The 22574-nt window shown below is 62.7% G+C and carries 16 protein-coding genes and 4 pseudogenes; 12 read left to right on the forward strand and 8 right to left on the reverse strand.

The window, feature by feature from the left end; all coding sequences use genetic code 11:
* Window positions 1-91 precede the first annotated feature (91 nt).
* The 4 genes and pseudogenes from AB4O25_RS08110 (at window position 92) to AB4O25_RS08125 (ending at window position 3854) form a co-directional block, all read left to right on the forward strand.
* Window positions 92-603: pseudogene (locus AB4O25_RS08110) on the forward strand (sigma-70 family RNA polymerase sigma factor).
* A complete protein-coding gene (locus AB4O25_RS08115) occupies window positions 600-1337 on the forward strand; it encodes an anti-sigma factor family protein (RefSeq protein ID WP_460150738.1) in 738 nt (245 codons plus the stop codon). Before AB4O25_RS08110 ends, AB4O25_RS08115 begins: the two are co-directional and overlap by 4 nt.
* An 83-nt stretch (window positions 1338-1420) precedes the next feature.
* Window positions 1421-2515 (forward strand): cell division protein ZapE, encoded by a 1095-nt coding sequence (gene zapE, locus AB4O25_RS08120; protein ID WP_217855179.1) that lies wholly within the window; start codon window positions 1421-1423, stop codon window positions 2513-2515.
* Between the two features lie 37 nt (window positions 2516-2552).
* Window positions 2553-3854: a protein kinase gene (locus AB4O25_RS08125; protein ID WP_460150739.1), complete on the forward strand. Its 1302-nt coding sequence runs from the start codon at window positions 2553-2555 to the stop codon at window positions 3852-3854.
* Window positions 3855-3915: 61 nt separating this feature from the next.
* Here AB4O25_RS08125 and AB4O25_RS08130 read toward each other — a convergent pair whose 3' ends face one another.
* Both AB4O25_RS08130 and AB4O25_RS08135 read right to left on the reverse strand, forming a co-directional pair.
* Window positions 3916-4623, reverse strand: a complete 708-nt coding sequence (locus tag AB4O25_RS08130; protein ID WP_017527106.1) for a YebC/PmpR family DNA-binding transcriptional regulator — start codon at window positions 4621-4623, stop codon at window positions 3916-3918.
* Window positions 4624-4722: 99 nt separating this feature from the next.
* The gene (locus AB4O25_RS08135; protein WP_460150740.1) at window positions 4723-5580 is read right to left on the reverse strand and encodes a LysR substrate-binding domain-containing protein; all 858 of its coding nucleotides are present in this window, start codon (window positions 5578-5580) and stop codon (window positions 4723-4725) included.
* A 110-nt stretch (window positions 5581-5690) separates the two neighbouring features.
* On the opposite strand from AB4O25_RS08135, the gene AB4O25_RS08140 reads away from it, so the two are divergent.
* The 3 genes from AB4O25_RS08140 (at window position 5691) to AB4O25_RS08150 (ending at window position 8329) form a co-directional block, all read left to right on the forward strand.
* On the forward strand, window positions 5691-6800 hold the full coding sequence (locus AB4O25_RS08140) for a 2-aminoethylphosphonate--pyruvate transaminase (protein ID WP_116077812.1): 1110 nt from the start codon (window positions 5691-5693) through the stop codon (window positions 6798-6800).
* 28 nt (window positions 6801-6828) lie between these two features.
* The gene (phnX, locus tag AB4O25_RS08145) at window positions 6829-7656 is read left to right on the forward strand and encodes a phosphonoacetaldehyde hydrolase (protein WP_460150741.1); all 828 of its coding nucleotides are present in this window, start codon (window positions 6829-6831) and stop codon (window positions 7654-7656) included.
* A gap of 115 nt (window positions 7657-7771) precedes the next feature.
* Window positions 7772-8329 (forward strand): cytochrome b, encoded by a 558-nt coding sequence (locus AB4O25_RS08150; protein WP_017527102.1) that lies wholly within the window; start codon window positions 7772-7774, stop codon window positions 8327-8329.
* On the opposite strand, the pseudogene AB4O25_RS08155 reads toward AB4O25_RS08150, so the two are convergent.
* Both AB4O25_RS08155 and AB4O25_RS08160 read right to left on the reverse strand, forming a co-directional pair.
* A pseudogene (locus AB4O25_RS08155) lies at window positions 8310-9208 on the reverse strand (1-aminocyclopropane-1-carboxylate deaminase/D-cysteine desulfhydrase). The gene AB4O25_RS08150 and the pseudogene AB4O25_RS08155 overlap by 20 nt on opposite strands.
* 57 nt (window positions 9209-9265) lie before the next feature.
* A pseudogene (locus AB4O25_RS08160) lies at window positions 9266-11304 on the reverse strand (oxidoreductase).
* A 212-nt stretch (window positions 11305-11516) separates the two neighbouring features.
* On the opposite strand from AB4O25_RS08160, the gene AB4O25_RS08165 reads away from it, so the two are divergent.
* The 3 genes and pseudogenes from AB4O25_RS08165 to AB4O25_RS08175 form a co-directional block, all read left to right on the forward strand.
* Window positions 11517-12647 carry a carbon-nitrogen hydrolase family protein gene (locus AB4O25_RS08165; RefSeq protein ID WP_460150742.1) on the forward strand — a complete coding sequence of 377 codons (1131 nt, stop codon included), beginning with the start codon at window positions 11517-11519 and terminating at the stop codon, window positions 12645-12647.
* Window positions 12648-12651: 4 nt separating this feature from the next.
* Complete coding sequence (locus tag AB4O25_RS08170) at window positions 12652-13686, forward strand: AraC family transcriptional regulator (protein WP_017527098.1); 1035 nt, start codon at window positions 12652-12654, stop codon at window positions 13684-13686.
* Window positions 13687-13947: 261 nt separating this feature from the next.
* Window positions 13948-14058: pseudogene (locus AB4O25_RS08175) on the forward strand (transketolase-like TK C-terminal-containing protein); the annotation flags it as partial.
* Between the two features lie 78 nt (window positions 14059-14136).
* Here AB4O25_RS08175 and AB4O25_RS08180 read toward each other — a convergent pair.
* On the reverse strand, window positions 14137-14607 hold the full coding sequence (locus tag AB4O25_RS08180) for a MarR family winged helix-turn-helix transcriptional regulator (RefSeq protein WP_065877499.1): 471 nt from the start codon (window positions 14605-14607) through the stop codon (window positions 14137-14139).
* A 145-nt stretch (window positions 14608-14752) separates the two neighbouring features.
* On the opposite strand from AB4O25_RS08180, the gene aceE reads away from it, so the two are divergent.
* Complete coding sequence (aceE, locus tag AB4O25_RS08185; RefSeq protein ID WP_460150743.1) at window positions 14753-17413, forward strand: pyruvate dehydrogenase (acetyl-transferring), homodimeric type; 2661 nt, start codon at window positions 14753-14755, stop codon at window positions 17411-17413.
* 1 nt (window position 17414) lies between these two features.
* On the opposite strand, the gene AB4O25_RS08190 is transcribed toward aceE, so the two are convergent.
* Window positions 17415-18188, reverse strand: coding sequence for a DUF2242 domain-containing protein (locus tag AB4O25_RS08190; protein ID WP_017527094.1), 774 nt, complete (start codon window positions 18186-18188; stop codon window positions 17415-17417).
* Between the two features lie 89 nt (window positions 18189-18277).
* Window positions 18278-19177, reverse strand: a complete 900-nt coding sequence (locus tag AB4O25_RS08195) for a LysR family transcriptional regulator (protein WP_017527093.1) — start codon at window positions 19175-19177, stop codon at window positions 18278-18280.
* Between the two features lie 119 nt (window positions 19178-19296).
* On the opposite strand from AB4O25_RS08195, the gene AB4O25_RS08200 reads away from it, so the two are divergent.
* Window positions 19297-20484, forward strand: a complete 1188-nt coding sequence (locus tag AB4O25_RS08200; protein WP_065877501.1) for an MFS transporter — start codon at window positions 19297-19299, stop codon at window positions 20482-20484.
* Window positions 20485-20532: 48 nt separating this feature from the next.
* Here the strand turns inward: AB4O25_RS08200 and AB4O25_RS08205 are convergent, their stop codons facing one another.
* Window positions 20533-22407 (reverse strand): SurA N-terminal domain-containing protein, encoded by a 1875-nt coding sequence (locus AB4O25_RS08205; RefSeq protein WP_460150744.1) that lies wholly within the window; start codon window positions 22405-22407, stop codon window positions 20533-20535.
* Window positions 22408-22574 lie beyond the last annotated feature (167 nt).

Raw genomic sequence — 22574 nt, forward strand, 5'->3', positions numbered from 1 at the left:
CCCTCGCCGCGGATTTATTTTCCGTGGCCCGGAATAACCGCCAGCGCCGGGCGTCTCTCTAGTCCCAGCGCAGTGACCAGCCAGACATCCCATGCATGAACTCGACGAACCGTTACGTGAACTCATCCCCAGGCTGCGGCGTTTTGCCGTGTCCCTGACCCGTAACGCCAGCAGCGCCGACGACCTGGTGCAATCGACCCTGGAACGGGCGATTACCCGCTGGGCCGACAAGCGCATCGAAGGCGACCTGCGTGCATGGCTGTTCTCGATCCTCTATCGCCAGTTCCTCGATGCCCACCGCCGCACCCGGCGCTATGCGCGCATGCTGGCGTTTTTCACCGGCCGCGAGGATGTGCAGCCATCCGTCGAGCGTACGGTGATCGCCCAGTCGACCCTGCAAGCGTTCGATCAACTCAACACCGAACAGCGCGCGTTGTTGCTGTGGGGGGGGTATCGGTCGAAGGCTTGAGCTACAAGGAAGTCGCCGAAATACTCGATGTGCCGCTTGGCACCGTGATGTCACGCCTGTCACGCGCCCGCCAAGCCCTGCGGCAACTCAGCGATGGTGAAATTGCCAGCCCTTCCCTGCGGATACTCAAATGATCAGCCTGCCCCCCTGCGAACGCGACCTGCATGCCTACGTCGATCACCAACTGCCGGAAAGTGATCGCCGAGTCCTCGAAACCTGGCTCGCCGCCCACCCCGACGCCGCCGCCCAGGTACATGCCTGGCAGCAGGACGCGCACGTGCTGCGTGCCTCATTGAGCGGCACCCTGCAACTGCCGGCCAACCCCGACCTGGACCCGGCGCTGATTCGTCGGCGCATCAGGCTCCAATCGCGCCGCCACCTTGCGACGGCCGCCGTGCTGTTGATCGCCGTGAGCCTCGGCGGCCTCGGCGGCTGGCACGCCCGCGAAGCCACTCAACCGTCGATGCTACCGATGGCCGACGCGATGCAAGCATTCCGCCTGTTTGCCCAGGACGGTGTCCTGCCCGCCGATTACCGTGCCCAGGACAGCGGCACCATGCAGGCGTGGCTCGACCGCTATTTCAACCAGGCCCATCGCCTGCCGGATTTGAGCCCATCGGGGTTCAAACCGGTCAGCGGGCGGCTACTCAACACCGAGCAAGGCACGGCTGCCATGGTGCTATACGAAGACCCACAAGGTCGGCGCATCAGCTTTTACATTCGCCCACCGGGTCCGAACAATGGCTTCCTGCCCCACGGCAGCCGCACGGCAAACGGGCTGCAAGCGCAATACTGGTCCGGCGCCGGCTACAACTATGCGGTGGTCAGCCCGGCGGAGCTGGCGCCCACGCATGTGTTGCAGTTCTAGGCGAACGCAGGCGCCTTCTGTATTGGTCAAATCACCGCGAGCGTCCTAAAGTGAGCGACCACCGCACTACAGAGTGACTCGCATTGGCCGTGCTTTCGTTGATCCGTCGCTGGCTCGGCAAACCTTCCGACAGCCACAAACACTCGCCCATCCAGACGTTCTTTCAGAACAAGGCCCGACAGCAGGGGTATACCCTCAGCGCGGGCCAGGCCCAGGCGATCGCCGCCATGGCCCGCGAAACCCGACACCTGCTCGCCAACCAGCCCACCCGCAGCCTGTACCTGCACGGCCCGGTGGGGCGTGGCAAAAGCTGGTTGCTGGATGGTTTTTTCGAGGCGCTGCCCATCGCCGAGAAACAACGCGTGCACTTTCATGGTTTTTTCGCTCGCTTGCACCTGGGCATGTTCGCGCACCAAGCCGCGGACGACGCACTGGGCGTGACCCTCGACACACTGCTCGCCGGCTGCCGGGTGCTGTGTTTCGACGAGTTCCACGTCCACGACATCGGCGACGCCATGCTGATCACGCGGCTGTTCAAAGCCCTGTTCGAGCGGGGTGTGCTGGTACTGGTCACCTCCAACTATCCGCCCGAAGGCCTGTTGCCCAACCCGCTGTATCACGAGCGTTTCAAGCCGGTGATCGACTTGATCGCCGCGCGCATGGACGTGCTGGAGGTCAATTCACCCAAGGATTTTCGCAGCCTGCCCCAGGCCCATGCCACGCAGCGCTTTACCACCGGGCACTACCTGTGGCCAGGCACCGCGGCCCAGCGTGCAGCGCTCGGGCTGCCCGCCACGGATGGCCCGGCGCACCCCCTGGCGGTCGGAAACCGGCAGCTGATCTGCCGCTTTCATCAGGCGCGCACTGTCGCGTTCACCTTCAACGACCTCTGCGAACAATTGACCGCGGTGATGGACTATCTGCTGTTGTGCGAGGCTTTCGACCACTGGATCATCGACGGCCTGCCGCCTCTGGCGCACTGCCCGATCGCCGTGCAGCAGCGCTTTATCAACCTGGTGGACGTGCTCTACGACAAGGACAAGCATGTGGTGTTGATCGGCGACCAACCGCTGGCACAGGCGCTGAGCGGCCAGGCCATCGACCTCGCCCGTACCGCCAGCCGCCTGAACCAATTGCAACAGGCCAGCCCGCAACCGCTGCCCGACCCGGTATCATGAACGCCCTTTACCCCCTAGCCGAGTGACCGCGCCGTTCATGCATACCCTCGCCCAACTCAAGGCCGGCCAACTGGCCGGCATTACGCGCCTGGACCTGTCTTGCGGGCTTACCGAGTTCCCCCGGGAAATCTTCGAACTGGCCGATTCCCTACAAATCCTCAACCTCAGCGGTAACGCCCTTAGCCAGTTGCCCGACGACCTGCACCGCCTGCCGCACCTGCGTGTGCTGTTTTGCTCGGACAACGCCTTCACCGAGCTGCCCGAATGCCTGGGCCAGTGCGCGCAACTGAGCATGATCGGCTTCAAGGCCAACCGCATCAGCCACGTCCCCGCCGCCGCGCTGCCGCCCTTGCTGCGCTGGCTGATCCTCACCGACAACCGCATCAGCCAATTGCCCCGCGAATTGGGCGAGCGCCCCCACCTGCAAAAGCTGATGCTGGCCGGCAACCACCTGGCAGAGCTGCCGGACAGCCTGGCCAACTGTCACCACCTCGAACTGCTGCGCATTGCCTCCAACCGCTTCACCCGCCTGCCCGAGTGGCTGCTGACGCTGCCAAGCTTGACCTGGCTGGCCTATGCCGGTAACCCGGTAGAAATGGCGGTGAAGGTGGTTACCGACGACGCCACGCCGACTATTCCCTGGGCAGAGCTGGAACTGGGCGAGGTGCTGGGCGAAGGAGCATCGGGAGTGATTCGCCAAGCGCTGCGCAAACCCACAGGCACACCTGTCGCCGTCAAGCTCTACAAAGGCACCATCACCAGCGACGGCTCGCCGCTGCACGAAATGCAGGCGTGCATCGCCGCCGGGCTGCACCCCAACCTGATCAAGGTGCAAGGCCGCGTGGTCGGCCATCCCGACCAACAGGCCGCACTGGTAATGGACCTGATCGACCCGAGCTACCGCAACCTCGCGAGCCTGCCGAGCCTGGCCTCATGTACCCGCGACGTGTACGCCGCCGATACTCGCTTCAGTGCCGCAGTGGCCCTGCGCATGGCCCGGGGCATCGCTTCGGTGGCCGCGCATTTGCACCGCCACGGCATCACCCATGGCGACCTGTACGGCCACAATATTCTGTGGAATGACGCGGGGAGTTGTCTGCTCGGGGATTTTGGCGCGGCGTCGTTCCATGCCACGGCGGGCACCCTTGAAACACAAGCGTTGCAGCGGATTGAAGTGCGGGCGTTCGGGGTGTTGCTGGGGGAGTTGCTGGCGCGGGTTGAGGGGGGAGCGAGCGACGAACTGCTGGAACTGCATAGAACCTGCTGTCAGTCGGATGTGTTGGCGCGACCAAGCTTTGAAGAGGTAGAGGTCTTGCTCAAATCTATCCAACACCCCTGAAACCAATGTGGGAGGGGGCTTGCTCCCTCCCACATTTTGCCCCCATGCATCCAGATAAGAATCAGCCCGCCAAACCGACAAACATGTCCTGCACGTCGTCATGATTGTCCAGGCCTTCGAGGAACGCCTCGACTTCAGCCATCTGCTCATCGGTCAAACCGCTCACCGGGTTTTTCGAGAGGTAGCCCAGCTTGGCCGACAGCACGGTAAAACCCTGCTCCGGCAGTGCTTTCTGTACCGCATCCAGGTCGGTGGTCTCGGTGATAAACAGGGTCGTACCCGCTTCCTCGCCCTCTTCAAAATCCTGGGCGCCGGCTTCGATAGCGGCCATTTCCGGATCGGCGTCCGGGCTGTCCGGGGAAGCTTCGATCAAGCCGACGTGGTTGAAGTCCCAGGCCACTGAGCCCGAAGCCCCTAATTGGCCCTTGCGGAACGCCACGCGGATTTCGGCCACGGTACGGTTGATGTTATCGGTCACGCATTCGACGATCAGCGGCACCTGGTGCGGGGCAAACCCTTCGTAGGTCACGCGGTGGTACTGCACGGTCTCACCGAGCAGACCGGCGCCCTTCTTGATCGCGCGTTCCAGGGTTTCTTTAGGCATCGAGGCTTTTTTGGCCTGCTCCACTACCAGACGCAGGTGGGCGTTGGTCGCGGTGTCGGCACCGTTGCGGGCGGCGATGGTGATTTCTTTCACCAGCTTGCCGAAGATCTTGCCCTTGGCATTGGATGCCGCTTCTTTATGTTTGACTTTCCACTGTGCGCCCATGAATCACTCTCTGATTTCCATAGCGCCGAGACGTCTACTGGCCGGCGCTTTGGGGGCAGAGTTTATAGCGCGAGAACGCATCGTTCCACCAAAAAACCCTCAGGGCGCCAAGTCGAAAAACGCCTGGATCAAGCGCAATGAGCGCCGCCGCTCCAAACAACCGAGCAGGTGCCGATTGATCAGCCCATGGCCCTGAAGGGCAATCGCCTGCACGCGGGGGTCGGGGCTGACCTCCAATGACGACACGACCCCCACGCCCAGTTGCGCCGCAACGGCTTCGGTCACGGCTTCACGGCTGTCCAGTTCCAGCAGCACGCTAGGCTGCACACCGGCCGCCTGGCAGGCATCGTCAAAGGTGCGACGGGTAATGGAGCCGGGTTCACGCAGCACCATGATCACCTCATGGAGCTGTTCGAGACGAATGCCCTCGGCCTGCATCGCCCAGGGGTGACCGGCCGGCACCAAGGCGCAGATGCGTGATTCGTCCAGGGGCTGCAAGTGCAGGCCATTGCGCGCCTGCACTTCGGTGAGCACCGCCACATCCGCGTGCTCGGACAACAACGCGGCCAGGGTTTCCTGGGCATTGCCCAAGCGCAGGTTGACGGTGATGCCGGGGTAACGCGCGCGCAGGCTGGCGATCATCGGCATCACCAGGTGCGGGCCGTCCGCCGCCACTTCCAGGCGCCCGGTGAGCAATTGCCGATTGGCTTCGAGCAGCGTCTGCGCCTCGTCCACCAGGCCGAAGATCGCCCGGGTGATCGCGGCCAGGCGTGCGCCCTCCTCGGTCAACTCCACCCGCCGGGCGGTGCGACGCAACAGGGGAATCTGGTAGTACTCCTCCAGGGCCTTGATATGCCCGGTCACCGCCGGCTGGCTGATAAACAGCCGCGCCGCCGCACGGGTAAAGCTGCCCTCGCGGGCCACCGCGTCGAATGCGCGCAATTGGAACAGGTTCATAGCTATCGGCCTCACTGATAGCTCACATAACAACAAACAATTGGATTGATAACAAGCCAAACTGCAATTTAGGCGCCGTAGATTCACACCGTTGTTTACGAGGACACGAGATGACCCCTGCCGCGCCCCTCCTGCTCACCCCTGGCCCCCTGACCACAGCGAACCGCACGCGCCGGGCGATGCTGGTGGACTGGGGTTCATGGGATGAAGGTTTCAACCAACTCACCGCCAGCGTCTGCGCCCGGTTACTGGCGATCCTCCACGGTGCGGCCAGCCATCACTGCGTCCCCTTGCAGGGCAGCGGCACCTTTGCCGTCGAGGCCGCCATCGGCACCCTGGTCCCGCGTAATGGCAAGGTGCTGGTGCTGATCAACGGCGCCTACGGCAAGCGCCTGGCGAACATCTGTGAAGTGTTGGGCCGCGACTTCAGCACCTTTGAAACCGCTGAAGATGAGCCCACGACGGCCGCCGATGTCGAGCGCCTGTTGCAGGCCGACGAGGGCATCACCCACGTTGCCTTGATTCACTGCGAAACCAGCACCGGTATCCTCAACCCGCTGCCGGAAATCGCCCAGGTGGTGAAGCACCACGGCAAGCGCCTGATCATCGACGCCATGAGCTCCTTCGGCGCGCTGCCCATCGATGCCCGCCAAGTACCGTTCGACGCCCTGATCGCCGCCTCCGGCAAATGCCTGGAGGGCGTGCCCGGCATGGGCTTCGTCTTCGCCGAAAAGCAGGCACTGGCCGCCGCCCAAGGCAACTGCCACTCCCTGGCGATGGACCTGTTCGACCAATACACCTACATGGCCAGGACCGGCCAATGGCGCTTCACCCCGCCAACCCACGTGGTCGCCGCCCTGCACGAAGCGTTGCTGCAATACCAGGAAGAAGGTGGCCTGCCCGCGCGCCATCAACGTTATGTCGACAACTGCCAGGCGCTGCTGGAGGGCATGGCCGGGCTCGGCCTGCGCAGCTTCCTCCCGGCCGCTATCCAGGCCCCGATTATCGTGACCTTCCACGCCCCGAAAGACCCGCGCTACCAGTTCAGGGACTTCTACGAACGGGTCAAGGCCAAGGGATTCATCTTGTACCCCGGCAAACTGACCCAGGTTGAGACCTTCCGCGTCGGCTGCATCGGCCACGTCGACGCCACCGGCATGCGCGCGGCAGTCAAGGCCATCGCCCACGTGCTGCAAGAAATGGACGTGTTGGACATTTGATTCCCCCCTTACCCACAGGATTTGAACCATGAACTATCAAAACCCCAACACCCTCCAGGCCGTGATCCTTGACTGGGCCGGCACCGTGGTCGACTTCGGCTCCTTCGCGCCTACCCAGATTTTTGTCGAAGCCTTCGCCGAGTTCGATGTGCAAGTCTCCATCGAAGAAGCCCGTGGCCCGATGGGCATGGGCAAGTGGGACCATATCCGCACCCTCTGCAACCAGCCGCAGGTCGCCGAGCGCTACCGCAAGGCGTTCGGCCGTACGCCCACCGACGACGACGTGACCGCCATCTACCAGCGTTTCATGCCCTTGCAGATCGAGAAAATTGCCGAGCACTCGGCCCTGATCCCCGGCGCCCTCGACACCCTCGCGCATCTGCGCGGGCAAGGGATCAGGATCGGCTCGTGTTCCGGCTACCCCAAGCAACTGATGGACAAGTTGGTCGCCCTGGCCGCCACCCATGGCTACGTCGCCGACCATGTAGTGGCTACCGACGAAGTACCCAACGGCCGCCCATGGCCGGCCCAGGCGCTGGCCAACGTGATTGCCCTGGGGGTTGATGATGTGGCGGCGTGTGTGAAGGTCGACGACACCGTGCCGGGCATCCTTGAAGGCCGCCGCGCCGGGATGTGGAGCGTGGCGCTGACCTGCTCGGGCAACGCGCTGGGCCTGACCTATGAGCAATTTCGCGCCCTGGACAACGCCACACTGGCCGGCGAGCGCAAGCGCATCGAGGCGATGTTCGAAGGCTCGCGCCCGCACTACCTGATCGACACCATTACCGACCTGCCGGCGGTAATCAGCGATATCAACCAGCGCCTGGCGCGCGGTGAAATGCCGCAAGGCCACTGATGGAGGTCAATAGTGCGGCATTCGCGCCGGGTAATCCGTTCAAAACAGGCATACAGTAACCGTACTCCGTCGCCAAAGAACGGAGGCTTGCCCTGATGAATGAGGAAACCCAGCGATGCCGTGGAAAAATTCCGATACGCGCTACAGCACCATGTCGATTGCGCTGCACTGGCTGATGGTGGTGCTGCTGGCGGTGGTCTACGCCTGCATTGAGTTACGCGGCCAGTTCCCCAAAGGCAGTGGCGCACGCACACTGATCGTCGAGATGCACTTCATGCTCGGCCTCACCGTGTTTGTGCTGGTGTGGCTGCGCCTGTTTGCACGCAGCCTGGGGGTTGCGCCGAAGATCGTACCGGCGCCGCCGAAGTGGCAGAGCCTGTTGGCCACGCTGACGCATTTTGCGTTGTACGCCTTGATGATCGGCCTGCCCATCGCGGGCTGGTTGATCGTCAGTGCCGAGGGGCATTCGGTACTGTTCTACGGCATCGAGCTGCCGCCGTTGATCGGCGAGAACAAAGCCTTGGCCAAACAGATTGAAGGTTGGCACGTGCTGTTCGGCCAGATCGGCTATTGGTTGATCGGGCTGCATGCATTGGCGGGGATCTTCCACCATTACGTGGTGCGCGATAACACCGCGTTGCGCATGATGCCGGTCAAGCGCGCCCGGCTGTAAACCCACGCCGGCCTTGCAGGCCGCCGGTGTGCACAAAGATCAGGCGAGTGCCGGGCGCGACGTGCCCGGCCTCGACCTGATGCTTCAACGCCAGTAACGCTTTGCCGGTGTAGAGCGGTTCCAGCGGCACGCCGCAGGCCTGCTCCGTGGTTTCAATAAAGTCGCGCAACAGCGGGTCGACCTTGGCGAAGCCGCCCCGGCTGGCGTCCAGCAATTGATAGCCGCCCTGCACCAAGGCACTCACATTTTGCGCCACGCCATGATCGTGCGGCACCGCCATGGCGCCGTACACCAAATGCGCCCCCGCCTCGGCCAAGACCAACCCCGCCAGCGTGGTACCGGTGCCCGCCGCCAGCCACCAGGCGTCGTAATCGGCCCAACCCAAGTGGCTCAATTGCGCGCGAGCTTGCTCGACCAGCACCCGGCAACCCGTTGCGCCCGCCAACCCGCCGCCCCTTCGGGCACGGGATACAGATGCGGGTAACGCTCACGCCAGGGCGCCCAGAAACCCGGCTCATGGCGCGCGCGATAGCCGCCGAAACCCAGCCAATGCAGGTGCATGCCAAATGCCTGCAGATCCTCGACGGTAGGCGTGTGGTGCGCATGGCCACGCAGCAGGCCGACGGTGGCAAAGCCAAAACGCTTGCCCGCCGCCGCGAGTGCGTGCAGATGGTTGGAATAGGCGCCGCCAAGGCTGATAACGCCACTGGCCCCCGCCTGATGCGCCTGGGCCAGATGCTCGGTGAGCTTGAACCACTTATTGCCGCTGATCAGCGGGTCGATGCGATCCAGGCGCAGCACGGCCAACTCGACGCCATTGAGCCAATCCAGCGCCAAGGGTTCAAGGGGTGCGTAGGGAAGCCAATCGAAGGGGCCCATTGGAGGGGAACCGCATGAAAAACGGGGCGGTAGTCTAACACCGCCCCGCGTGGGTTTTTACAGCTCGGCCGCCAGGCGCGAGCCCTGGTTGATAGCGCGCTTGGCGTCCAACTCGGCCGCTACGTCAGCCCCCCGATCAGGTGCACGTTCTGGCCCGCAGCGACCAGGCCGTCGTGCAGTTCACGCAACGGGTCCTGGCCGGCACAGATGACGATATTGTCCACCGCCAGCAGTTGCGGCTCGCCCTCGGCGCCGATGCGGATATGCAGGCCGTCGTCGTCGATCTTCAGGTACTCAACGCTGTTGAGCATCTGCACCTGCTTGTTCTTCAACCCGGTGCGATGGATCCAGCCGGTGGTCTTGCCCAAACCGTCGCCGACCTTGGACGCCTTGCGTTGCAGCAGGAATACTTCGCGCGCCGGCGCATGGCGCTCAGCCTTGATCCCGGCGACGCCGCCACGGGCTTGCAGGTGGGTGTCGATGCCCCACTCCTTCCAGAACGCTTCGCGGTCCAGGCTGGTGGACACGCCTTGATGCACGAGAAACTCCGAGACGTCAAAACCGATACCGCCAGCACCGATCACCGCGACGCGCTTGCCCACTGGCTTGCGTTCGAGGATCACGTCCAGGTAGCTCAGCACCTTGGCGTTTTCTACACCAGGGATCGCCGGCGTGCGCGGTGCGATGCCGGTGGCCAGGATGATCTCGTCGTAGCCGCCGGCCGCCAACTGCGCGGCATCCACGCGAGTGTTGAGGCACAGCTCGACGTGGGTGGTCTGCAGCTTGCGGTTGAAATAGCGCAGGGTTTCAAAGAACTCTTCCTTGCCCGGCACGCGCTTGGCGATGTTGAACTGGCCACCGATCTCGCTGGCCGAATCGAACAGCGTCACGTGATGGCCGCGCTCAGCCGCCACCGTGGCGGCGGCCAGACCCGCCGGGCCGGCGCCGACCACGGCGATTTTTTTGATCTGCCGCACCGGCAGGTAGTTAAGCTCGGTCTCGTAGCACGCCCGCGGGTTAACCAGGCAAGTGGTCAGCTTGCCGCCGAAGGTGTGGTCCAGGCACGCCTGGTTGCAGCCGATGCAGGTGTTGATTTCATCGGCGCGACCGGCAGCAGCTTTGTTGACGAACTCCGGGTCGGCAAGGAACGGTCGCGCCATCGAGACCATGTCCGCATCGCCCTCGGCGAGGATCTGCTCGGCAATTTCCGGGGTGTTGATGCGGTTGGTGGTGATCAGCGGGATCTGCACCGCGCCGCGTAATTTGGCGGTGACTTTACTGAATGCGCCGCGTGGCACTTTGGTGGCGATGGTCGGGATACGCGCTTCGTGCCAGCCGATGCCGGTGTTGATGATCGTCGCGCCTGCCTGCTCGATCGCCTTGGCCAACTGCACGATCTCTTCCCAGGTGCTGCCGCCTTCCACCAGGTCGAGCATCGACAGGCGGAAAATAATGATGAAGTTCGGGCCTACCGCTGCACGCACACGGCTTACGATTTGCACGGCCAGGCGCATACGGTTTTCGTAGCTGCCGCCCCAACGGTCGGTGCGGTGGTTGGTGTGGGCGGCGAGGAACTGGTTAATGAAATAACCTTCGGAGCCCATGATTTCCACACCGTCATACTCGGCCACCTGGGCCAGCAGCGAGCAGGTGACGAAATCCTGGATCTGTTTTTCGATGCCCTCTTCGTCCAGTTCCCTGGGCTTGAACGGGTTGATCGGCGCCTGGATCGCGCTTGGCGCCACCTGCTTGGGGCTGTAGGCATAACGGCCGGCGTGAAGGATCTGCATGCAGATCTTGCCACCCGCCTCATGCACCGCCTGGGTGACGATCTTGTGCTTTTGCGCTTCTTCGTCGGTGGTCAGCTTGGCCGCGCCGGAATACACCCCGCCTTCGTCATTCGGGCCAATGCCGCCGGTGACCATCAGGCCCACGCCACCCCTGGCGCGCTCGGCAAAATAAGCGGCCATGCGCTCGAAGCCGCCGGGTTTTTCTTCCAGGCCGGTGTGCATCGAGCCCATCAGGGTACGGTTGCGCAAGGTGGTGAAACCCAGGTCCAACGGGGCCAGCAGGTGCGGGTAGGCAGCAGCGGTCATGGTACAGCTCCACAACGGATCATCACGGGACGTGAGGCGTTCGAATGACGCCCCATCGGTTTATGTCCCACAGACTAAGAGCCGATGCCCTACCGCTCAATGACCGAAACTCACAAGTTATTGATCCAAATGCACAGCGCCCCTTGGCAAGCCGCCACAGGCGCCCTACCCTAGTCGGCGAACCCAGCACACGGTCTGTTGTCTGTTGCCCCATGCGTAAACTTCTAGCGTTCACCGTCACCCTGGCCCTGGTTGCCACCGTCGCCGCGTATCTGGTCTGGACCCAGGAGCGCCCCGTGGCGCATTACCTGTCGGACCTGCGCATCACCCTCGCGGTCAACGAAGGCCAGCCGGCCGATCGCGGCAACTTGCTGGGCATCCAACCGCAGCTGTACCCCGCCGATTACCAAAGCCTGGAACGCCTGCACCTGAAACTCGCGGCCTACCTGCAAAACGCCCGGGACCAAGGCCTGATCAACGACAAGACCATCGTGGTGCTGCCGGAGCACATCGGCACCTGGCTGATGCTCACCGGCGAAAAAAACGAGGTGTACCAGGCATTGCATGTGAAAGATGCGATGAACTGGTTGTCATTGAGTAACCCAGTGCAATTCCTGCGCGCCTGGATCAGCGCCACCGGCACCAGCCGCAGCGACGACGCGTACCTGCGCATGAAGGCCCCGACCATGGCCCGTGACTATCAAGTGCTGTTCGGTGGCCTGGCCAAGGAATTCGGCGTTACCGTGGTGGCCGGCTCCATCGCCCTGCCCAACCCGACGGTGAGGCAGGGGCAACTGCAGGTCGGTCATGGTGCGCTGTACAACGCCAGCGTGGTGTTCGCGGCGGACGGCTTGCCGATCGGCGATCCACAGCGCCAGCTCTACCCGATCTACGATGAACGCGGCTTTATCGAGCCCGGCGACGAGAACATCGTCAGTGTGGTCGACACGCCAGCCGGACGCCTCGGCGTGTTGGTTGGCAGCGACAGCTGGTACCCGGACAACTACCGCAAACTCAACGAACAAGGCGCGCAATTGATCGCGGTGCCGGCCTTTGTGCTCGGGCGCGATACCTGGGAACGGCCGTGGCGCGGTTTCAAAAGCGTGTCGACACCGCCGGAAATCAGCCTCAAGCCCGAGGAACTCAGCGAAGGCGAAGCCTGGCGGCGCCTCACACTGATCAGCCAACAACCGATCAGCCAGGCCAGCGCCGGCATGAGCGTGTTCCTGCGGGGTCAGTTCTGGGACCTGGGCACCGCCGGGCAGAGCTTCCTGAGCCACGCCGGGCATATCAGCGCCGACGGCGACGCACAGGGTGCGCGCTTATTGAATATCTGGCTGTAACGCCGTGAAACCGGTGCGCCTGGGGGATCTGTCGGTGGGCTTCGTGCACACCCTGGCCGATGCCATCAGCAGCCATGGCCTGGACCCGCAACCGCTGCTGCTGCAATACGGCCTCGACGCGGCGCGCCTTGCCGAAGCGGGCGCACGCTTGTCGATCCCACGCTACATGCGCCTGGGCCATGCGGCCATCCAACTCACCGGCGACGCCGGCCTGGGCCTGCGCATGGGCCGGCTCAGCCGCTTGAGCCAGGCGGGGCTCGCCGGGGTCACCGCCGCCCAGGCGCCCAACGTCCGCGAGGCGGCCCGCACGCTCACGCGCTTCGAGCCGCTGTATGGCGCCAATTATCGTGGGCAGTCCAGTTTTGAAGAAGATGCCGACGGCGCCTGGCTGCGTTTCTATTCCATCAGCCCCTACAACGCCTATAACCGCTTTGTGGTGGACTCGATCATCGCCGGCTGGCTGCACCAACTGTCGAGCCTGGCCCAACAACCGGTGCAGGCGCAACGCATCGACATCGAGTTCGAAGCACCGGACTATAGCGACCAATACCGCCTGTTGGGCGACAGCCCGGTCCACTTTGGCGCCGACGCCAACCAACTGCGCCTGAACCAGGCCACCCTGGCCCTGCGCAACCCGCAGCATTGCCCCAGTACCTGGCAGCTGTTGTTGCAATTGTGTGAACGGGAATTGGAGCAGTTGACCCGCACCCGCAGCCTGCGCGAGCGCATTACCCGCTTGCTCGGGCCAATGCTCAATGGCGGCCGGGAACCCGACCTGGAAGAAGTGGCGGCACGCCTGAAGCTGCCAACCTGGACACTGCGCCGCAAACTGACCGAAGAAGGTACTCAGTTCCGCGCGATTCTCAACGATACCCGCCGCGACCTGGCCATGACCTACATCCGCGATACGGAACTGGCGTTCGGCGAGATCGCCTACTTGCTCGGTTTTGCCTCGGCCCAAGCATTCCAACGGGCGTTCAGGCGGTGGAACAACCAGACCCCAGGGGAGTTTCGCCGCAGTCAGCGGCAGTACGCCTGAAATCGGTCCTACAGCTCGGTGGCGTCGTCGGCCGGATCCAGCGGATCCCATTCAAAGGCCTGGTACTCCAGCAGTTCTTCCTGGTAATCATCCATCGCGGACTCCTTGTTGACGTTAAAAGCGGCTGCACACAGATGACCTGCATGAGCAGCTTAAAGTGCCGTCATGACGAAAAAATGTCTGCGTCATGGCGTTCCCGCACTCCAAGATTAAACGTAGCAGCGTTATCCGAATTTAGCCCCTGAGCTTCGAGGCGGCGCAGTGATTGCGGTAACCGGGTATCCGCAGGCGATTGTCGATCAGTTAGCGGCCTACGTGGACTCAAGGTTTATCGCGCTGGGAGCAGGTTCGGTGCAGCCATCGGCACCAGCGGTGCATCAGCCAACGCATCTGTAGCTGACCCGGTGCTATCGGGAGCAAGCCCCCTCCCACACGGGATCGGCTTCGACTTCAGGATTTGCGGCGGCTGCGGGTCTGCACACTCGCCTCCATCGCCAGCCCGGCCGTGCGCTCCAACGCATCGGCAAACCCCTGGCGCTGTTCGGGCTCGATCTGCGAGAGGAACAGCTCATCTACCGTACTTTCATAGATCTTCCACATCTTTTTTCGCAGCGCCCGCCCGGCCTCGGTAATCGAGGCAAACGCCGCGCGGCCATCGCCGTCCGAGCGGGAACGCTCCACCAGGCCGTCTTTTTCCAGGCGGTCTACCAGGCGCGTGAGGTTGTAGCGCTCGATGGCCAGCACATCGGCCAATTCGTGCATGCGGCGGGTGCCGTCGGGGCCGCTTTCCAGGCCCCACAAGGCGTCGTACCAGGCGTAAGGCGGCAGGTTCGCCTCGGCCAGGCGGCGTTCGATTTCACGGATGACCGTCCTGTGAGCCCTGACAAAACGGAACCATACATCAGGCTCTTTCGACGACATGCAACACCATCCGGGGGATTTCAAGAAGGTTGCAATAGTAGCTCATCCCGCGCTAGATTCGTTTATGTAGTTGCAATTGCAATTACTTTGGCGACCCTCCCACAAGGAGCCCGCCACTCGATATCCGCCTACCCTGGAGCCTCACATGACCCCCAATACCGCAGTGCGCCGCGACGACGACCCACAGGAAACCCGCGAGTGGCTGGAGTCCATCGAATCGGTGCTGTCCACCGAAGGCCGCCCGCGCGCCCACTACCTGATCGATCAATTGCTGGATTTCGACGTGGCGCGTCACGGTGATTTCTACGGGCGGGTGACAACCCCCTACGTCAACACCATCGCGGTGGAGCGCCAACTGCCCTACCCCGGCAACCTGGCCATCGAACGCCGCACCAACGCGTTTATCCGCTGGAACGCCATGGCGATGGTGCTGCGTGCGGGCAAACATTCGGGCGTCGGTGGGCACATTGCGACCTATGCGTCAGCCGCCGTCCTGTACGACGTAGGTTTTGACCATTTCTTCCGTGGCCGCACCGATAGCTTCGATGGCGACCTGGTGTACATCCAGGGCCACTCCTCACCCGGTATCTACGGCCGCGCCTATCTCGAAGGGCGCATCAGCGAAGCGCAGTTGGACAATTTCCGGCGCGAGGCCAATGGCGAAGGGATTTCGTCCTACCCGCACCCACGACTCATGCCGGACTTCTGGCAATTTCCTACGGTATCAATGGGCCTCGGGCCGATCACTGCCGCCTATCAAGCGCGCTTTATGCGCTACCTGGAGTACCGCGGCCTCAAGCAACACCAAGGCCGCAAGGTCTGGGCGTTCCTCGGTGATGGCGAAATGGACCAGCCGGAATCCCTCGCCGCCATTTCCCTGGCCGGGCGCGAGAAACTCGACAACCTGATCTTCGTGGTCAACTGCAACCTGCAACGCCTGGACGGGCCGGTGCGCGGCAATGCCAAGGTGATCCAGGAATTCGAAAGCCTGTACCGCGCCGCCGGTTGGAATGTGATCAAGGTGATCTGGGGCGGTGGCTGGGATGCGTTGCTCGACAAAGACCAGAGCGGCCTGCTGCGCCAGCGCATGATGGAATGCGTAGACGGCGACTATCAGAACTACAAATCGCAGAACGGCGCCTACGTGCGCGAGCATTTCTTCGGTAAATACCCAGAATTGCTGGCACTGGTTGCGGACATGTCCGACGACGATATCTGGAAACTCTCACGCGGCGGGCACGACCCGGACAAGGTTTACAACGCCTACGCCGCCGCCGTGCGCCATACCGGCCAACCCACTGTGATCCTGGCCAAAACCGTCAAGGGCTTCGGCATGGGCGAAGCCGGCGAAGGCCAGAACATCAACCACCAACTGAAGAAGATGGGCGCCGACGCCGTCAAGGCCTTCCGCGACCGCTTCGGCCTGGACGTGGCCGACGAACAACTCGCCGACATCCCTTACCTCAAGCCCGCCGTCGACAGCGAAGAAGCCCGCTACTTCGCTGCCCGCCGCCGAGCCCTGGGTGGTCACGTGCCGGCGCGTCACAGTGCCGTCGAGCCTTTGCAGATCCCCGACCTGGCCGCCTTCGCCACTCAACTCAAGGACACCGGCGAGCGGGCCATTTCGACCACCATGGCGTTCGTGCGCATCCTCGGCACCCTGCTCAAGGACCCACAGATGGGCAAGTTGATCGTCCCCATCGTGCCGGATGAGTCACGCACCTTCGGCATGGAAAGCCTGTTCCGACAGATCGGCATCCACTCTGCTGTCGGCCAGCTCTATACGCCACAGGACGCCGGGCAACTGAGCTACTACAAGGAGAGCAAGGACGGACAGATTATGCAGGAAGGCCTGAATGAGTCCGGCGCTATTTCCTCGTGGATAGCGGCCAGTACGTCCTACAGCAACCACGGTTTGATGACCGTACCGTTCTATATTTTTTATTCGATGTTCGGCTTCCAGCGCGTCGGCGACCTGGCCTGGGCGGCGGCCGATGCGCGGGCGCGTGGCTTCCTGCTGGGCGCTACGGCCGGGCGTACCACGCTGATGGGCGAAGGCCTGCAGCATGACGACGGCCATAGCCATATCCTGGCGTCGGTCATTCCGTGCTGCGTGTCGTATGACCCGACTTTTGCCTACGAGCTGGCAGTGATCATTCGCGAAGGCATGCGGCGCATGTATGTCGAGCAAGAGGACATTTACTACTACATCACGCTGCTCAACGAAAACTACCCGCACCCGGCCATGCCAGAAGATGTGGAAGAAGGCATTCTCAAGGGCATGTACCCGCTCGGCGTCAGCCCGCAGGCCCAGGTGCAACTGATGGGCAGTGGTTCGATCCTGCGCGAAGTGATCGCGGCGGCGCAATTGCTCGCCAAGGATTTCGCGGTGTACAGCAACGTGTGGAGCGTGACCAGCCTCACCGAATTGCGCCGTGACGGGCAGGCAGTCGAGCGCTGGAACCTGTTGCACCCGGAAGGCGAGCCACGCATGGGTTATGTGGAGCAATGCCTGGCCGGACAGACGGGGCCGGTGGTGGTGGCGACGGACTACATGAAACTGTTCGCCGACCAGATCCGCCCATTCGTGCACAACCGACGCTTTGTGGCGCTGGGCACCGACGGCTTCGGGCAATCGGATACGCGGGAGGCCTTGCGCGAGTTCTTTGAGGTGGACCGACACTTCATCGCACTCGCGGCCTTGAAGGCACTGGCCGATGACGGCGTGATCGGTCGCGATAAAGTCAGTGAGGCAATCAAGCGCTACGGGATCAACGTCGACAAGACCGACCCCGCAGCGGTCTGATTTATGGAGCAGGCGTCGGCAGCGGTGGAATCGCCTCTGTCGGCGCCGGCAGCTCAGGATTGGTCGGCGACGGTGCCGGCTCTGACTGAGGCGCGATCGGCGTAGGTTCGGCCGGCGGTGCCACAGGTTCCGAAGCGGCGGGTTCTTCCTTCGGCGCTTCGACCTTCTCGGCAGCCGGTGCGGCCTTGGGTTCCGGAACACCCAGCTCCGCCTTGGGCTGCTCGGGAATGTGCGCCGCCTGCTTCACTTCCTGAGGCAGGAACACGTCCACCAGCGCAAAGTAACGCTCGTAGAACTTCGGTGCCGAAACGGTCTCACTGGCCACTTTCACCATCGAGTCATCGGTGGAGCCGATCGGCATCGACACCGACCCCAGCACACCCACACCCAGGCTTGCCGAGTTGTTGACCTTCTTCAGCGCATAACGGTCCTGCAAGGCGTTGGCGAACATCGTCGAATGGTGGGTGCCTTTGCCGTCATCGGCGCACACCACGTTGAAGCTGATCTGCAGATGGGTTTCGCCGGTCTGCTGGAAACTCTTGTTACCCACTACCAACTTCGGATCGCTGCTGGTGATGATGTAACCCTGGCTCAGCAAGGCACGCCGGGCAGCTTCGCACGCGGCGGTATCACTGACCGGATAATCCCGGGAAAACGTGCCGGAGTCGTCGAAATTCTCATGTTCGTAAATAGCGGTCTTGGGTGACGAGCAGCCCGCGGCGCCCGCCAACACCAGCGCCATCCCGAGGCAACGCAAGTGAAATGATGTCGACATTGAAAATCCTGAGGAAAACGGTCTGGCCGGTATTGTGCAACAGAACGTGGCCTTGGCGCGCGCATTCCTGTCGGTAAAACGTCACAGACCTACACGACGGCGCCTGCAGGAAAAAGCTGCGCGCACATATGATCGATAAACACGCGCAATTTGGCCGATGCATGGCGGCTGGATGGCCACAACATCCAGAAACTGCCCCGGTGTTCCAGGTAGTCGTCCAGCACACGCTGCAAACGCCCCTCCCGCACTGCCTGGTGGACCATATAGTCCGGCAGGCAGGCAATGCCCAAGCCTTCATGCACCACATGGTTAAGGGACTCGATGGTGGTGCTGACCAACGGCGTACGCAAGGTGGGCTCCACCTCGTCGAGTGCCCGCCGCAGCGGCCAGGGCTCCAGTTGACCGGTGGCGCAAAACTTGTGGCGCAGGCAGGCGTGACCGCTCAAATGCTGGGGCAGCAGCGGCGTGCCGTGCTGTTGAAAGTAGCCCGGCGTCGCCACCAGCACCAGTTGATAGTGCCCCAGATGACGGGCCATCAAGCGCGAATCTTCTGGCTTGCCGGTGCGAATCACCGCATCGAAACCTTCCTCGATCACGTCAACCATGCGGTCGGAAAAATCCACATCCAACTCAATGTCCGGGTAAGCGCGCATAAAGTCGCTGAGCACCGGCATCAACAAGCCACGCACTTGCGGCACACTGATGCGCAACTTGCCTCGAGGCGCCACGCGGGCGTCGGTCAATTCGCGCTCGGCGGCCTCGATCTCGAGCAGGATCCGCCGCGAACGCTCAAGGAACAGTGCGCCTTCGCCAGTCAGGGTGATGCTGCGCGTACTGCGATGAAACAACCGCACGCCCAGGCGCTCCTCCATGCGCGCAATGCTTTTGCCCACCGCCGATGACGATACGCCCAGCACACGCGCGGCAGCGGTGAAACTGCGGGTCTGCGCCACCTGCACGAATACCGCGAGGCTGCCCAAGCTATCCATGATTTTGCCTTTGCCGATTGCGGACACCCACGTCCGATAAGTTCGGAACCTTAGCCTGTTTTTCCGCAAGGCACAGCCCCCTACGCTGCGCCCTCGCCCCTTTTTTGCATGGACACACTATGAGCGCTAACCCCTTAGTGACTGAGATCGGCACCACCGCCCCACGGGAAACACTGCCCTTGGGTGGCCTTTTGGCCCTGGCCTGCGCTGGTTTTATCACCATTCTCACCGAAGCGATGCCCGCCGGGCTCTTGCCGCAAATGGGCCAAGGCCTGGGCGTGTCGCCGGCACTGGTCGGCCAGTTGGTCACCCTCTACGCCCTAGGGTCATTGCTGGCGGCCATCCCCCTCACGCTGCTGACCCGAGGCTGGCGCCGCCGACCGCTGCTGTTGATGGCCATCGGCGGCTTTGCCGTGGTCAACAGTGTGACGGCATTCTCCAGCCACTACGGGCTGACCCTGGTGGCACGCTTCTTTGCCGGCGTGTTCGCCGGGCTGCTTTGGGCATTGCTCGCCGGCTACGCCAGCCGCATGGTGGCACCGCACCTGCAAGGCCGGGCAATCGCGGTGGCGATGCTCGGCGCACCGTTGGCGTTGTGCCTGGGCCTGCCGGCCGGCACCTGGCTCGGCACCATCGTGGGCTGGCGCCTGAGTTTTGCGATCATGACCGGGCTCACACTGGTGTTGCTGATATGGGCACGCTGGCAGCTTCCGGACTTTGCCGGCCAAGCCGCTCAAAAGCGCCTGCGCCTGCACCAGGTATTGACCCTGCCCGGTATTCGCTCGGTGCTGTGGGTGACCTTTACCTACGTATTGGCCCACAACATCCTCTACACCTATGTGGCACCGCTGTTGGAGCCCGCCGGTATCGCTGCCGATATCGACCGAGTGCTGCTGGTGTTTGGTCTCGCCGCGCTGTTGAGCATCTGGCTGGCCGGCGTGCTGATTAATCGGTGGTTGCGCACACTGCTGCTCATCAGTTGCGCACTGTTCGGCATGATCGCCCTGGCGTTGGCGTTATGGATCGAGGTGCCGACCGTCATCTACCTCGCGGTGGTGTTTTGGGGCCTGGCGTTTGGCGGCCTGCCGGCTTTGTTGCAAACCGCCCTGGCCCAATCGGCGGGCGAATCGGCGGACGCCGCGCAATCGATGCTCGTGACCGTATGGAACCTGGGGATAGCCGGCGGCGGGTTGGCTGGCGGCGTGTTGCTTCAGGGCTGGGGCGTTGCGACGTTCCCCTGGGCGATCGTGTTATTGATGCTGTTGGCCCTGGCAGGTGCATCACAGGTCGGCGTCCAGCGCACATAAAAAAACCCCCGGTCTTTTCAGGCCGGGGGCTTCTTATTCAAACCGCCATCAATACTTCTTGATGTCAGCCTGGGTTTCCAACTGCTTGCGGTATGCCGCGAAGTCCTGCTGGCCAACACGGGAAGCGAGGAAGCGACGGTATTGCGCCTTTTCTTCTTCCGTTGGAGCGCTCGCTTCGTTCACGCCGTTCAAACGCACGATCACCAGGCTGCCGTCAGCGAGGGTCACGGTGGTGAAGGTCGGCTTGTCCTTGGCCGCAGGCTTGGGCATGCGGAACAGCGCTTGCAGCACGGCCGGGTCGACCGCGTCCGCGCTACGGGTAGCCGCTTCAGTGACTTTCCAGGCCTGGCCGTCGACCGGCTGGTTCAGCGGTGTCTTGCCATCACGCAGGCTGGCGATCAGCTCGTCGGCGTGAGTCTTGGCAGCGGCGCTGGCGCTCTCCTTGGCCATCTGGGTGCGGATCGCCGCGGCAACGCTTTCCAGCGGCAGTTGCGCAGGTTTGCGGTGCTCTTTGGCACGCAGCACGATGATGGTTTCCGGGTCCAGCTCGATGGCGGTGCTGTTGGCACCCTCATCCAGCACTTCCGGGCTGAACGCTGCGGTGACCACGGCACGGTTGGCCGCAACACCTTCACCACCTTCACGGCCGAATGGCGCGGAGGTGTGCACGGTCAGCTTCAGGTCAGATGCGGGTTGAGCCAGGTCGGACGCTTCGAATGCCGCATCTTCCAATTGCTTGGTGGCTTCGACAAAACGCTGCTCGACTTGCTGGGCCTTGAGCTCACGGGTCAGCTTGTCTTTCAGGCTGGCGAAGGTCGGCACCTGTGGTGCTTCAACGCCCAACAGCTTGATCAGATGCCAGCCGAAGGTACTGCGCACCGGCGCCGATACCTGGTCCTGTTTCAACGCGTACAAGGCGGTTTCGAAGTCCGGGTCGTAGACGCCAGGGCCGGCAAAGCCAAGGTCACCACCGTTATTGGCCGAGCCTGGGTCCTGGGAGAACTCCTTGGCCAGGGCTTCGAACTTCTCGCCTTTGGCCAGGCGCGCCTGGATCTCTTCGATCTTGGCCTTGGCTTGCGCCTCGGTGACCTTGTCGTTGACTTCAATCAGGATGTGCGCGGCACGACGCTGTTCGGCGAGGTTGGCGGTTTCTTTCTCGTAGGCCGCCTGCAGTTCATCATCCTTGACGCTGACCTGGTCGAAGAAGGACGACTTCTTCAATTCCAGATAGTCGATGACCACTTGGTCCGGCGTCATGAACTCTTTGGCGTGCTGGTCGTAGTAGGCCTTGACCTCGTCGTCGGTGAGCTTCACCGCTGCGGGGTTGGCCTTGATGTTGACCGTGGCGAAATCGCGAGTCTGTTTTTCCAGACGGGCGAAGGCCAGTACTTCGGCATCGGTGACGAAACCGCTGCCCGCGATACCTGCGCGAACCTGACCGATCAGCATTTCCTGGGTCAGCATCTGACGGAACTGCAGACGGCTGTAGCCCAGCTGACGGATCACCTGGTCAAAGCGTTCGGCGTTGAATTTGCCGTCCACCTGGAATTCCGGCGTTTGCAGGATCACCTGGTCCAGTGCCGCTTCAGAGAAGCCGAACTTGGAATCGGCGGCACCTTGCAGCAACAGCTTGCGGTCGATCAGGCCCTTGAGCGCCGCTTCGCGCAGCAGTTTTTCGTCCAGCAGCGAAGCATCGAAATCCTTGCCCAACTGTTGCATCAGTTGGCGACGTTGCATGTCGACAGCCTGGCTCAGTTCGGTCTGGGTGATGGCTTCACCGTTGACCTTGGCCACGTCCTGCTTGTTAGTACCCGAAGCCTGGAAAATGGCCTCGATACCGGTGAACGCCATCAATGCGACGATGATCCCGATAATGGTCTTGGCAATCCAGCCTTGTGAATTGTCCCTGATATTTTGCAGCATGCGTCCCCCAGAAACGGTTGAACTTCAAAAATAGGCAACCGTGGAGCGTGGGTAGAGTCCGGATAGAAGAAAGGCGCATCCGAGGATGCGCCTTCTCGTAACTGGCGGAGCGGACGGGGGTTTGACTTCTCACCCCCGGCGTGGCGACCCGATGGATACGTGGGTCG

It is taken from the genome of Pseudomonas sp. S3_A03 (assembly GCF_054668275.1).